The sequence below is a fragment of the Flavihumibacter solisilvae genome, assembly GCF_000814475.1.
Lineage (GTDB): Bacteria > Bacteroidota > Bacteroidia > Chitinophagales > Chitinophagaceae > Flavihumibacter > Flavihumibacter solisilvae.
Window position 1 is genome coordinate 81234 of record NZ_JSVC01000011.1, and the last position, 13616, is coordinate 94849.

Annotated in this window: 10 protein-coding genes; 2 read left to right on the forward strand and 8 right to left on the reverse strand. The window is 46.7% G+C overall.

Annotated features, from left to right (window positions below):
• Positions 1–13: 13 nt before the first annotated feature.
• Both OI18_RS10705 and uvrC read left to right on the forward strand, forming a co-directional pair.
• On the forward strand, positions 14–604 hold the full coding sequence (locus OI18_RS10705; protein ID WP_039139778.1) for a hypothetical protein: 591 nt from the start codon (positions 14–16) through the stop codon (positions 602–604).
• Positions 582–2465 (forward strand): excinuclease ABC subunit UvrC, encoded by a 1884-nt coding sequence (gene uvrC, locus OI18_RS10710; RefSeq protein WP_240312756.1) that lies wholly within the window; start codon positions 582–584, stop codon positions 2463–2465. The genes OI18_RS10705 and uvrC overlap by 23 nt, the downstream gene beginning before the upstream one ends.
• 345 nt (positions 2466–2810) lie before the next feature.
• On the opposite strand, the gene porN is transcribed toward uvrC, so the two are convergent.
• From porN to OI18_RS10750, 8 genes are all read right to left on the reverse strand, one after another.
• Complete coding sequence (porN, locus tag OI18_RS10715; protein WP_039139779.1) at positions 2811–3857, reverse strand: type IX secretion system ring subunit PorN/GldN; 1047 nt, start codon at positions 3855–3857, stop codon at positions 2811–2813.
• A 25-nt stretch (positions 3858–3882) separates the two neighbouring features.
• The gene (porM, locus tag OI18_RS10720; RefSeq protein ID WP_039139782.1) at positions 3883–5415 is read right to left on the reverse strand and encodes a type IX secretion system motor protein PorM/GldM; all 1533 of its coding nucleotides are present in this window, start codon (positions 5413–5415) and stop codon (positions 3883–3885) included.
• A gap of 73 nt (positions 5416–5488) precedes the next feature.
• Complete coding sequence (gene porL, locus OI18_RS10725) at positions 5489–6256, reverse strand: type IX secretion system motor protein PorL/GldL (RefSeq protein WP_039139785.1); 768 nt, start codon at positions 6254–6256, stop codon at positions 5489–5491.
• Positions 6257–6373: 117 nt separating this feature from the next.
• Positions 6374–7663, reverse strand: coding sequence for a T9SS ring complex lipoprotein PorK/GldK (porK, locus tag OI18_RS10730; protein ID WP_039139930.1), 1290 nt, complete (start codon positions 7661–7663; stop codon positions 6374–6376).
• Between the two features lie 155 nt (positions 7664–7818).
• Positions 7819–9876 (reverse strand): thioredoxin domain-containing protein, encoded by a 2058-nt coding sequence (locus OI18_RS10735; RefSeq protein ID WP_039139787.1) that lies wholly within the window; start codon positions 9874–9876, stop codon positions 7819–7821.
• Positions 9877–10006: 130 nt separating this feature from the next.
• Positions 10007–10801, reverse strand: a complete 795-nt coding sequence (locus OI18_RS10740) for a uroporphyrinogen-III synthase (RefSeq protein ID WP_052273087.1) — start codon at positions 10799–10801, stop codon at positions 10007–10009.
• Positions 10802–10837: 36 nt separating this feature from the next.
• The gene (locus OI18_RS10745; RefSeq protein WP_039139789.1) at positions 10838–11818 is read right to left on the reverse strand and encodes a DUF4271 domain-containing protein; all 981 of its coding nucleotides are present in this window, start codon (positions 11816–11818) and stop codon (positions 10838–10840) included.
• Between the two features lie 14 nt (positions 11819–11832).
• Complete coding sequence (locus OI18_RS10750; RefSeq protein ID WP_039139792.1) at positions 11833–13599, reverse strand: ShlB/FhaC/HecB family hemolysin secretion/activation protein; 1767 nt, start codon at positions 13597–13599, stop codon at positions 11833–11835.
• Positions 13600–13616: the final 17 nt, after the last annotated feature.

Sequence of the window (13616 nt, forward strand, 5' to 3'; positions counted from 1 at the left end):
TTAAATTTGGCGAATGCGAAAATTAATTTCAGTTGTGGCTTTCCTGGCCACAATTCTTTGCGCGTCCTCCTGTAACACAACTCCCGGTTCCGCTGAAAAAGGCGAAGCAAAGGAAGAACCGGTATTCCCGGTAGGTGATTTTCTCCGCGCCCAGCTGCATATCGTTGATTCCCTGAAGATGCCGGTAACCCGCTATCGGCAGGGGCCTGATGGATCGGATACCGCTGCAATCACGCTGGAGGAAACAAACGTGCTCGCAGCACCATTTTTCGAACATGACATCAGCCAAATCCGTTATAAAGGAAAATACCGGGAGAGCAGCTTTGCTGACCAATCCATTCCCAGCATAACTTTTGTTTATGAGGCGCAGGAGGTCGATTTACCCCTAAGGAGAGTTGATGTGGTGTTAAAACCCGACCCTGCCAGCTCCGACAAGGTCAGGACGATCTATATGGAAAAAAGCTATCTGGTCGGCAACACCGCAGTCGAAGAAAAATTGTATTGGAAAGCGGACCACTTTTACCAGGTGATCAAGTCAAGCACTTCGCCGCAGGGCAAGTCCACCTTATCACAGTTAAAAGTTGTCTGGGATCCCACAGAATAACCAGGAGGCATCAGCATACATGACGCAGGCAGAATTTCAGCAGATATCACATACCATTCCACTGGCGCCCGGCATCTATAAATATTTTGATTCCGGCGAGACCCTTTTATATGTAGGAAAAGCCAAAAGCCTGAGAAAACGGGTGGGCTCGTATTTTTCCAAAACATTTACGAGTTACAAAACGCATGAGCTTGTTCAGCGGATCAGGCGAATCGAATTTACTATTGTTGATTCTGAGCAGGATGCATTCCTGCTGGAAAATGCACTCATCAAACAATTCGCCCCCCGTTACAATATCAATCTTAAGGATGATAAGACCTACCCCTACCTTGTCATAAAAAAGGAACCATTTCCACGCGTCTTCCTGACAAGAACCAGGATCAGCGATGGTTCGGAATATCTCGGACCTTTTACCTCGGTGGGTAAAGTACGCGAATTACTGGATTTCATCAGGATGACGATTCCAATCCGGACATGCAAGCTCAACCTGACTGAGACCAATATCAGCAAAGGGAAATTCAAAGTGTGCCTGGAGTACCACCTGGGTAATTGCAAAGGCCCCTGTGAGGGCTTGCAGAGTTCAGAGGATTATAATGTTGGCCTGCAACAGTTGAAGAACCTGATGAAAGGCAACCTTGCACCGGTAATCCAACAGTTCAGAACAGAACAGCAACAACATGCGCGACTGATGGAGTTTGAAAAGGCTGCGCAAATTCAAAAGAAGATCGAATACCTGGAAAATTACCAGGCAAAATCGGTAATCGTCAGCAGGCACCTTGGGAACCTTGATGTGTTTTCCATCCTGAAAGATGGTGACACCGCTTATGTTAATTACCTTATGGTACAACATGGAACCATTGTGCAGACACATACCATCCAGCTTGAAACACATCTTGATGAGGAAGAAGACGAAGTACTTGCATTTGCAGTGGGGCAGCTTCGGGAATCATTCAACAGCCTTGCCTCTGAAGTGATTGCGCCTGTTGCGTTACCCGATATCCTGGAAGGATTGACGGTAACCATTCCCAAGGCAGGCGAAAAGAAAAAGCTCCTGGACCTTTCCATTAAAAATGTAAACTATTTCCAGGAAGAGATCCGCAGGAAAAAGATCCTCCATCTTGAGGGCAGATCGGATATGGAAAAGAAACAGGTTTTATACAGGTTACAGGAAGATCTGCACCTGAAGGAAGTACCTGTGCATATAGAATGTTTTGATAACTCGAATTTCCAGGGCAGCTTCCCGGTTTCAGCAATGGTTTGCTTCCGTGACGGATTGCCCAGCAAAAAGGACTACCGGCATTTCAATGTCAAAACGGTGGAAGGCATCAACGATTTTGCGACCATGAAGGAAGTGGTTTTCAGGCGATATAAACGCCTGAGGGACGAAAACACACCGTTACCCCAGCTCGTGATAATTGACGGCGGCAAAGGGCAGCTGGGAGCAGCCATGGAAAGCATCAGGGAACTTGACCTCACAGGGAAGATGACAGTAGTAGGCCTGGCAAAAAACGAAGAGGAAATATTCTTCCCGGGCGACAGTGAATCAGTAAAGCTTCCTTACAACAGTGAGTCGTTGAAACTGATCCGGCGGGTAAGAGACGAGGTACACCGTTTTGGAATAACCTTTCACCGAAATAAAAGAAGTAAAGGAACTTTCCGTAACGAACTGGAAGACATCAAAGGAATCGGAAAATCAACTGCTGATCAGTTACTGAAAACTTTCCGGAGTGTGGCGAATGTAAGGCAACAATCACTGGAAATATTAACCCGGGAAATTGGCCAGGCAAAGGCAAAAATTGTGTGGGATTATTTTTCCAACGGAACCGGCGAAACCAGTGAAAACCTGCAGGAAAAAGACTGAAACATTCCTAAAAAAACAAGGGGCCAGGATAGAAATCCAGCCCCGTTTTTAAAATCCAATATCCTATGAAAAACCGAGGTAAAGATACGTTAATTAAGTGGGTTCGCAATACCCTCTAATGGGTATTTTTCGTTTGTTGTTAAACGTTGTATCGAAGGCAAAACTTCGACAGTGAACGGCAAAATGACAAAGAATTGAAACCCTGATAATTAAAAACTTCTTCTTACCTGTTCAAAATACTATGCCATTTTTTCTACCGCCTGAAACCTGATTTTCCACCACCATTTTGCGCATTAATATCCGGATTTTGAGTAAAAAAAACCCCGCCGAAGCGGGGTCTTTTTATTAGTATGACCAAAGGTCTTGTTCGTAGTTGAAAATCTTGTCTTTGATATTTTCGCCTTCGAGGAGTCGGAGAATCGGATCCTTGATATAACCGGCGATCATCTGGTCGGCCGGGTTATCGATGGTCGACTTGATAATCCTGCTGGCGAACATCCGGCTTTCGAACAGTTCTTCCCAGCTCACCCGTGCACCGTAGTTCTTGCCGTTGTAGGCTTCATAACGGGCCAGGAGCGGACGCATATCAGGATAATATACCCAGAAGAGTGGAGTTACGTCCCGGAAAGATCCATCAGAGTTTTTGATGGTTTTAAGCGGGGCGATTCCCAGGATCCGGACATGCAGGCGTGATGATTCTTTATCGAAAACCACGTCTTCCTTCACCCAGTATTTCTCGATGTCTTCAGGATTGAACATCTGCTGGATAACAGTGTCCTTCATCATCCCTTTCGAACCATCCGGGTCATTAGCCCAGTCGGGGATCGATTGTACAGTGGGTTTACCAACGAGCTGTTCAGTTATTTCTCTCAGGGTGATGGGCGTTGTAAAACGATCATCGATCGGGCTGAATGCTGTCAGTTCACCGCTTTTGATTGATCCAAGCAGGATGTTGATAAACCGCTGGTTGCCGTTATCATCGTCTGCCTTGTACATGAAAGGAAGGTTCATCTTTTCATGAACATCGATCTCTCTCCAGAGACGCTGGCGATACACCGCATCATCCTCACGGATATGCTCGTACGTAAGTGGAATACGTTCTTTCACCAGGTTACGCTCAATGGCGTTATCGTTGCGCAATGATTTGCGTACGGTACCCAGGTCAAGGTTAGCTTCCACCGGCGGAGCTGCAGGAACAGTATCCTGTGCGGGCGCCTGTGTCAACGCAGCGGCATTACCTGTGTTGTTTTTATTTGTACTTGTTTTCTTGGTAGTAGTTCCTGTACGCTTACGTGTGGTACGCGTATTCTTTTTCACCTGTGCGTCTGCGGTTTCCACAAACAGTCCCATTGCTGCCACAAGAAGACAAAGTTGAATGATACGGTTTTTCATTGTATGCCTGTTTTAGTCAAATTCATTATTTCAGATTAAAGAAGATACCGGGCAGTTCACGTACACGGCCATCGGGACCTTTCACGCGGATCTGGTCGAAGAAAATGCTCGATCCTGGTGTAGCACGGTTGATGATACCAGCCGCACCACCACTCCAGCGTGGACCTTCGTTAGCAGATTGCTGGTAGTTGGGGAATGCTCCGCCATTTGCACCAACAACATAGCTGATCACTTCATATTTAGCGTCGAATTCAGAGTCCATAAGTTTGGCAAGAACACCACCCATTGCCTTGAATGTAGCGGCCGGCATTGAACCACCTCTGTTAGCACCAACCATTGCAGTCGGGTCAGGAAGGTTTTTACAACGCATGGGGAATGAACTTGTCTTGCCATCAACGGTAACTTTGATCTCTGCAGGACCGGCCTTGTTTGGTTTGATAATGTAACGATCGCCACCGGCAGGAGTAATGCTGCCGCCTGTGAAGCTAACGCTCATCTTTTCTTTACCGGCAGAACCAGCAGAAATCATAACCGGGTTATCAACCATCATGTACACCACGTTCATTTTCTCCAGGAACACGGAAGCTCCGGATGGAACACCTACAGTGTATTTAATGGTCTTATCAACAGTAGCGGGAGTACCATCAGGTTTGGTGAAGTTCACTTTTACGTTAACTGTTTTCTCACCTGCACCACTCACAGTTGTTTTATAAAGTGCAGTACCATCAGCACCCAGCGGAACAGCAGCACCGTTCACTGATACAGACGGACGAGCAGCTTTAGAGAATGCACCAACACCAGCAGTGATCTCCAGTTCCTGTCCGGGCATCAGGTAAGTTGAATTTGTTCCGGCGAAGGCCTGGAATTCATCGAATACCACTTCTACTTCACCGATCTGCTTGTGTGCAAAATCTACAACCTGTGCTTCCGAATTCTTTACATCGTTCTGGAATTTGCTCAGGATGGTGAGAGCAGCTATAGTGGGAGTCATGCGGAAATAAGCAGACTTCCAGTCATTGTTCCCGTGAGAACCGGTTTGAGATTTCGGCACTTCCAGTGAAAGAGGAAGTGACTTTTCAAAGTTGGCTTTCTCTTCCGGGATAACTGCCAGCAGCTGGGTTTTGAAATCAGAGAGTTTCTTATACAGTTCGTCACCTTTCGCACCTTCTACCAGCAAACGGGTAGAAGCGTCGAGGTTGTCCTGGCTGAAATGTTCCTCAGGAGTACCGAGGTTCTCTCCTTTTGATTCTTTTTTAAGTTCAAGCTTCAGATCGTCGAGATATTTTGACATATCATCGGACAGTTTCTTTGCCTGCATGGCTTTAGGATGCCAGATTGCTGCTCTTTCAGCAGTTTTGTTATCCTTCAGCTTTGCATCGAAAGATTTGAATGTTGAAGCGTTTTTATCGTCAACCACCTTGTTGGCGGTCGAAATGCTATTGTTTACGGTTACGAAGGCATTCAGAATCTCAGATGATACGTTCAGTGCCAGCAATGCTGTCAGCACCAAATACATCATGTTGATCATCTTCTGCCTGGGCTCTTTAGGTAAGGCCATGGATCTGGGATTTAAATGTTGTCAATCAGTTTTTCACAGTTTCAATAGGTACAGAGGCTGGTGAAAATCAATATTAAGCCCTGCCCTGCATTGCGTTCAGCATGTTGCCATAGATCTGGTTGAGGTTACCCAGGTTCTTGGCCAGAAGCGAAATCTGATCCTGTGTTTTCTTGGCATCTTCAACACTTCCCTGCATAGCCTGTGATGCCTGTGCCAGGTTACTGTAGAAGCTGTTCATCGCCTTCAGGTGATTGTTTGTATCCTGCAGTTCCAGTTCATAGATTGTGTTCAGTGAACCGAGGTTCTTTGTCAGGGTCTGAACCTGTCCATGGAATTGTTTAGTGCTTTCAGATGCATCATTGAATGACTGCATAGTCGCAGCGCTCTTTGTATACGCATCTTTCATTAGTGACAATGCACCGGTTGCTTCTTTTGTTTTCACAGAATAGTCATTTGTAGCTGCAAGAACATCGGAAACATCTTTCATCTGGTTTACAGTAGTACCCAGTTTATTGAAACCTTCGCTCAGTTTTTTCAGGTTGGTTGGGGTAATATCTGCTTCTTGCATCATCTTGTCCAGATTCTGCAGGGCAGGGTTACCAGCTCCGGCTCCTGACAGTTTAGGAAGTGCTTCAGCAAGTGCAGCCATTTCCTGACCGGGAGGCGGTAAGAATGCATAAACGAGGAATATAAGGGCTTCAGTCAGCAGACCAACGGTCAGCATGATGTCAGCGAAAGACTTGTGCAGGATCTTAGCCCAGGCTCCGAAGATTACCACCGCGGCGCCTACGCACACGATAATGTTTACGAGTCTTTCAGTAGATTTAGATGTACCAGCCATAGTTTAATAGTTTAATTGCGTTGAAAAGGGTTTAGATAATGATAAATGATAGCCAGGTTGGTCTTTCGACCAATTATTTTACAGTAAAATGTTGTCTTTTAGAGATTTGCGATACGCTTACTTTTTGCTTTTGCCCTGCATGGGAGGAAGATCGATAACTGAACGGAACCCGATATAGGATTTCGAAGTATCCTGGTATTCGTAAGAACGTGTACCGGTCTGCAGGAAGTATCCTACATCTTTCCAGCTACCGCCACGCAATACCTTACGCTTCATACGGGGAGGATCTGAATCCTTCGCGTTATAACGGATATCGGGGTTCATGTCGTGCTGGAAGTTATATCCGCCTTCGTAATAGAGGGAGGAAGTCCACTCCGACACGTTACCGGCCATATTATACAGACCAAAGTCGTTAGGCCAGTAAGCATCTGCACGAACTGTGTAGAAACCACCATCTTCGGGATAGTTACCACGGCCGGGTTTGAAGTTGGCCAGGAGGCATCCTTTTTTATTTCTCAGGTAATAGTTACCCCAGGGGAACATTGATTGTGAACGACCACCGCGTGCAGCATATTCCCATTCCGCTTCAGTCGGGAGGCGGAAATCAGATTCCTGTGCGCGTTTCTTGCTTTCCAGGAAGGCATTCAGGTAATGAGTTCTCCACTCACAGAAAGCTGTAGCCTGATTCCAGTTGACACCTACAACCGGATAGTTTCCGAAAGCAGGGTGCGAGAAATAACGCTTTGTCATTGGCTCATTGTAGGAATAGGAGAAGTCGCGTATCCATACCAGTGTGTCAGGATAGATCCTTACATCCTTCTTTACGATGAACTGGGAACGGGGCTTACCCGCATTTTCCCTTTTAGCAGCGTCTTTGGTATCGAATGTTTCGGAATGAAATACAAGCTTGGATGCGTCGATCTCTTTCTTGCCGAAGATCCTGTTCTCAGGAGAGAGGATCATCTGGTCGATCTTTTCGATAGTTGCTTTATCGCCCCATTTGATAGTCTTTGCCTTTGCCCAATCAACATAATCTACCCCGTCAGCATTTTTCGTATACCCCATCAGTTTAGCTGCGATAGAGTCGCGTACCCAATGCACGAACTGACGGTATTCGTTATTCGTGATCTCGGTCGCGTCCATCCAGAAACCGTTGATGGATACCTGCTTATTACGGGCAGTATATGCGTAATTGACATCTTCATCGCTTGGCCCCATATGAAAAGTGCCTGGTGGAATGTATACCATTCCAGGAGGCTTGGGCATTGAGTACTTGTTACCGGGCGCAACACCATGCAGTTGGCCATCGTTTGGCAAAGCTCCCTTTTTGGAGTTCTTGCCAAACATTCCGCAACTTGCCAGCGTGGACAGGGCCGCAAGCGTCAGCAATGTGGACAGGTTCTTCATTTTCATAATATTAAAGGGTAGTGGGCAAATATAATGTTTTGTCAACATCGGCATCCTAAGTTTATAAGTTTATAGCTCTTTCCTATTCTTCGGTTGTTTCGTACTGGATTTAACGGTCGTTTACACGGGATTATTGTATTCGTACCGAATAAATCTTAATGTTTACCCTGAATCTGGTGTATCATTTCCCTTACTGACGTCACCGGTGGACGACAGATAAAATCCTCACAAACATAAATCCACGTATCAGGGGCGGAGGGTTTGTTTCGCAATAGTGGGAAAGCCTGGTTTTCCTGGCTGGCCGACTGAAGGATCCGGAAGGGAATAAAATTAGATAATATTTCTCTACGCAAATCATCCACGGCCGGCCCGACCACCACTATTTCTGCAGAACCCCTGACTGCCCGCATCAGTTCCAATGCCCAGCAACCGAACGATCCAGGATATCTTACCACCAGTTTCATCATGCTTTCCAGCATATCATTCGCTTTTTTAATCCATAGTGGCTTGTCCAGCAACCGGCCAAGATACTGAACGTTGAAAAGCATTATTGCGTTGCCCGAAGGTTGGGCGCCGTCATAAACTTCACGCTTTCGTAGTACCACATCTTTCTGCTTAATGTCCGTATAATAAAATAAGTGATTATCCGCTTCGCCAAAATCTCTCATTACCTTGGCAGTTAGTTCTTCTGCCCGAATAATATAATCCTGGTTTCCGGTAAGTTCCTGTAAATAAATCAAAGCTTGTACCAGATATGCATAATCGTCAAGGAATCCGAAAAACCTTGCCTGTCCGCTCTTATATGTATGCAGAAGATCGCCACTTTGAGTACTAAAAGTTTTCAGCATCCACTCCATGTTCCGGATTGCCAGTTCACGATAAGCTTCTGTTCCGGTAGCAGCATAAGCTTTGCTGCAGGCGGTATTCATCATGGCATTCCATCCCAGTAGCAACTTATCATCAAGACCGGGACGGATTCGATTGTCACGTGCAGACATTAATATAGTAGAAATACGATCCAGTTTGTCCGACGTTTGGGCTTGATCCAGGTTGAAAGCGGCGGATAATTGCCCGGGTTCCATGGTTCCGGTCAGGATATTAACTCCCTCCCAGTTGCCTCCTGCTGTCACACCGTACCAGGCACAGGCCAGGTCTGAGTCATCACCAAGCAATTCATCAAATTCGCCTTTCTCCCAAACATAAAACTTGCCTTCCTCGCCTTCTGAATCGGCATCAAGCGCAGCATAGAATCCTCCTTCAGGCGACAACATTTCCCTTTGAATGAATTCCATCGTCTGGTGTATCACCCGTTCATACTTCTTATCATGAGTAAGCCGGAAGGCGTCTGCCAGCACACCGATAAACAGTGCCTGGTCATAGAGCATTTTCTCAAAATGGGGAACGAGCCATTCCCCGTCTGTTGAATATCTTGCCAGACCACCTCCCAACTGGTCATAAATTCCACCAGCGATCATCTTATCAAGACTCAGTAGTGCCTGTTCAAGTTCATTGCCGGATTTATAAAAATGTTCATAACGCAGCAGGTAGGAGATGATATGAGTTTGGGGAAACTTCGGCGCCTGACCGAAACCACCGTGAGCCCTATCCGCATTTTTCATCAGTAACCCGGCGATTTCGTGGACCTGTACCTCAGTAAAAGATCGCGATCCAGCTGCTTCTGCCGCACTTTGCGCAACCCCGAACTGGCTTGCGTTCACCAGGTGGCTGGTCAGGTTTTCTGCCTGCTGGTTGATCTCGTCCCGACGATCGCGCCAGGCATTGGAAACCCCATTCACGACATCAGTCCATGACGGCCGGTTGAAGGCGGCGACCGGTGGATAATATGTACCCCCGTAAAAAGGTTTCCCTTCAGGGGTCAGGAAAACGTTCAGCGGCCAGCCGCCGCTTCCGGTCATTGACTGAACCGCATCCATATATATATGGTCAAGATCTGGCCGTTCTTCGCGGTCGATCTTGATGTTCACAAAATGCTCATTCATCAGGGTAGCCACCGACGCGTCTTCAAAACTTTCCCTTTCCATCACATGACACCAGTGGCAGGCAGCATACCCAATGCTTACAAGTATTGGCTTATCCGATTGTTGGGCGGCCTGCAGCGCCTCATCACCCCAGGGGTACCAGTCTACCGGGTTATGTGCATGCTGAAGCAGGTAGGGACTGGTTTCAGCAGCAAGGCGATTCGTGAATTGCACAGCATTAAAATTTTGGATATGCAATGTACGGTTTCCCCATAACAGCAGCCATATAACGGTTAAGTAAAGACGCCGGAAATAAAAAAAGCATCCCTGTTGGGATGCTTTCCTGACGAACCCTTAGTTCGAATTATTTTTTCTTAGTCAAAAGCGAAAGATATTGCTCCAGTGCTGCAACCATCGAAGGTGCCTGTGGCAGCGGCGCCTTGATATCCAGCACTAAACCTGCTTCTTCCACGGCTTTGGAAGTATTGTTCCCAAAAGCACCAATCCGGGTTCCGTTCTGCTGGAAACCAGGATAACTATCAAACAGGCTTTTCACTCCACTTGGCGTGAAAAAGCAGATAATATCATATTCGTGACTGCCCAGGACGCTCTGCAGGTCGTTGGAAATGGTGCGGTACATGAATGGCGTAACGAATTCACATTTATGTGTCTTCAGCCAGTTAACGATGTCATTGTCCTGCTGATTCTCAGAACAGGGGTACAGGAACTTCTCGTTTTCCTTGTGCTTGTTAATGACATCAAACATGCTTTTGTTCGTACCATCAGCCCCGTAAAAAACTTTGCGCTTACGATACAGGATAAACTTCTGCAGGTAAAGTGCAACAGCTTCTGTGATACAGAAATACTTCGTATCCTGGGAGATACTGATTTTCATTTCCTCACAGATCCGGAAAAAGTGATCGATTGCATTTCGGCTCGTAAAGACCACAGCCGTGTACTGGGGGATGTCTATCTTTTGTTTTCGGAAGTCCTTGGAGGGAATGCCTTCCAGGCGGATAAAAGGGTGAAAGTCAAGCGAAATGCCGTACTTTTTACCCAATTCAAAGTAAGGCGACTTGTCGCTTTCAGGCCTGGGCTGGGTAATCAGGATTTTTTTGATCGGAGCTGCAGCTCCTTTCTTAGCCTCGTTCTTTAGCATTTTGTTGAGCTAAAATTTCTTAAAGTTAATTAACTTCTACACAAATTTCAATAACACCTTATAAATCAACAGTAAGGGTGCTACTTCGAAGGCACAAAGGTATAAAAAAAAGTGGAAACGGCTAGTTCTAACCTCCCTGTTTATATAACCGTATGCACTTATATACCTGTAAAGGAAAATTCCTATTACCAGTACATACGAAACCGTCATGGCCACGGTTACAGTCCCCGCATCACCGAAAGCCGCTGCCATCAGCACGGGAAGGAGAAAAATCCCCAGGATCTTATTACACAGGAAGACAATGAAAATGTACGTATCGGTTGATGCCGTCATCCGGAGTGTCCAGCCCAGGACCTTCAGCACAAAAAATTTTCCCAGGTAAACCAGTGCCAGTCCTGCTGCGCAATAACCATACAGGAGCCAGAAACTAATACCGTGACTACCCCCACGATTATGGATGATAAAGGCAGCATACAAGCCGCCCACAGCGACGAATAACAGGTTGAGTAACAACGATGCAAGCGGGGTCTGAAGCAGCTGTTCCCGGATCTGTTTCTGTTTCATGGAGGCCCGGAAGAAAACGGCGAACAGGTTCTGGAAATACTTGCCAAACGCCGCTTTTACCAGCGCGAGTAATATAAATAAACCACTAAAAAGGTAAAAAAGCCCCTCTTTGCCTGCGATCCGCCGCTCCGTAATGGTCCTGATCACAGCTTTGCCAAAGAAATTAAACCCGGGGTTTTCCTTCAGGACCCTGTGATATGCGGATGTGCTGTAATCCACAGGGGTTTTTGCAGCTGTTGAATCTGTGAGGTTTTGCGCCACAAGGCTATCCGGCCTGGCAAGCACCCTTGCCGTGTCCTTTTTTGGTGGCCGGGCCGGGTCTCGTTTTGCCGGCAGAATTTGCCTGGCAATGCTGTCTTTAGCTGGTACAGGTTGCTGTGTTGCAACGCTTTGCGCAAAGAGAACAGCGTTCAGGATCACCAGGGATATAATGAAAAGTAGACGTCGCTTCATTGAGTGGCTGCAATTTAGAAATAATTCACATAGCCGAGGTGGATCTTGGTTTGCCTGAGGTTGAATTTTGTATCGTCCCTTTTCCCGGCAGCCAGGGACATATTGAAAAAGCCCGCAGTAGTTTCAAAAGCAATTCCCACCCCCGCACCGAGGAAGTTGTTCGTGGTATTTCCCATGCTGCTGTTGTTTGCCGTAAATCCAAGATCAGTAAATACAAAAAAGTAGGAGTTCATACCCAGTAGATACCGGTATTCCAGGGTGGATACCAGGTAGCTTGAAGCATAGATACTTTCTTCATCAAAGCCCCGCAACAATTTATAGCCTCCCAGCTGAAACAGTTCATTCCGGTAAAGCGAGGGACTCTGAACCCAGCCGCCGGAGGCCAGCAACTGTACTGCGGATTGTTTCCCGATCGGGAAGTACCTGGCCACACGCCCCTTCAACCTGAACTGGTAAGAATTAAGGTCTACTGAATCATATAAGGAAGCGTAATTGAAAGTCGGGTCTTTTATTTCGAGTATGCCATTGTTTCGTTTAATGGTACGGGTGCCTGCGGAAAGACTCCCAAAAACCTCCCACCCTTTCCTGGGATTGCGCCGGTAATTAGTGGTAAACAGGTCATAATCCACCCCCAGGTTATATATGCCCATATCCATATCAGTGGGCAACTTATGTGTCTGTTTCACCTGTTGTGTATCCACAGTAACCAGGTTGCTCCTGAACAACTGTAAAAAGACTTTTCCGCTTTGCCTTGCGCTTACTGCGTATTGCAACCCGATAATTCCATTGATATTCAGAAACGAACTGTCTTTCTTGAAAAGGTCAAACTGGGTACTTATTCCAAATGCACTCCCGAAAAGATAAGGTTGCTGGTATAAGAGGTTCAGCCTCGGTGATTTCACTTGCAACTGTTGCCAGTTCAACCCGATTGTTTCGCCATTTCCGAGTGCATTCTTCAGGTTCAGGGTAGCTTCACCGGTAAATTGCAGCTTGTTCTTTCCATCCGCGCCCGTGGTGGGAAGCAGGCCCAGCAATACGTTAACCTGGCTGCTTCGCTGCTGTTCAAGAAAAAGGTCCAGTACTGCCCCGTTACCCCCGAAATTCATTACCCATGGCTCTTTTTCGCGTAAGAATGGTAATTCGCGAAGCCGGGGACTGATATCTTCAAAAGTTTTTCTTTTATAGGGACTACCTTTTGGCAGATCCAGGTACCGGTGCAGGAACCTTTCAGAAATCTTCACATTTCCATTCACCCGGATACTATCCATTAAATAAGGCATTCCTTTGTCAACCATAAGAACGGCGGAAATAAGCCCTTCGCTGACCCGGATGCTGTCGAGCCTGACTTTGGCAAAGGGAAACCCGTTATCTGACAGCCACAGCAACAGTTCATGTTCCATTGTTTCAATTGCCTGGCTATTGAAGGGCATCACTGAGCTTTTCGGAAGAAGTATTCCTGTCTGCTGGAATTCCCGCGGCAGAAGGCCGTGCACCCTGATCTCTCCCCAATGGTATTTCTGTCCGACATACAGGTATATAGTCGCCTCGCTGCTGTCAACAGTCAGGCTATCAATGGATGCGGTCGCATACCCTTTCTTAAGAAGGCTTGAAGGGATCTGTTCGATATACCTGATGCAGGCCTGGCGGTCGTTGAAACTTGTGGTCAGGTTTACGGCACCAACCCCAACAGGGTCGCGTTCAACGGATTTTACATTAAGCGTAAACTGGGAGTATGCAGTGTGGCAGAACAGGGTAAGCACCAGTCCGGTCAACCATTTCAAACTGCTTACCTTTGCGG

Bases quoted from the DNA above. Each gene is read 5' to 3' on its own strand.
- OI18_RS10745 (WP_039139789.1), bottom strand. From the start codon at position 11,818: ATGAAGCGACGTCTACTTTTCATTATATCCCTGGTGATCCTGAACGCT.
- porK (WP_039139930.1), bottom strand. From the start codon at position 7,663: ATGAAGAACCTGTCCACATTGCTGACGCTTGCGGCCCTGTCCACGCTG.
- OI18_RS10705 (WP_039139778.1), top strand. From the start codon at position 14: ATGCGAAAATTAATTTCAGTTGTGGCTTTCCTGGCCACAATTCTTTGC.
- porN (WP_039139779.1), bottom strand. From the start codon at position 3,857: ATGAAAAACCGTATCATTCAACTTTGTCTTCTTGTGGCAGCAATGGGA.
- OI18_RS10740 (WP_052273087.1), bottom strand. From the start codon at position 10,801: ATGCTAAAGAACGAGGCTAAGAAAGGAGCTGCAGCTCCGATCAAAAAA.
- porM (WP_039139782.1), bottom strand. From the start codon at position 5,415: ATGGCCTTACCTAAAGAGCCCAGGCAGAAGATGATCAACATGATGTAT.
- porL (WP_039139785.1), bottom strand. From the start codon at position 6,256: ATGGCTGGTACATCTAAATCTACTGAAAGACTCGTAAACATTATCGTG.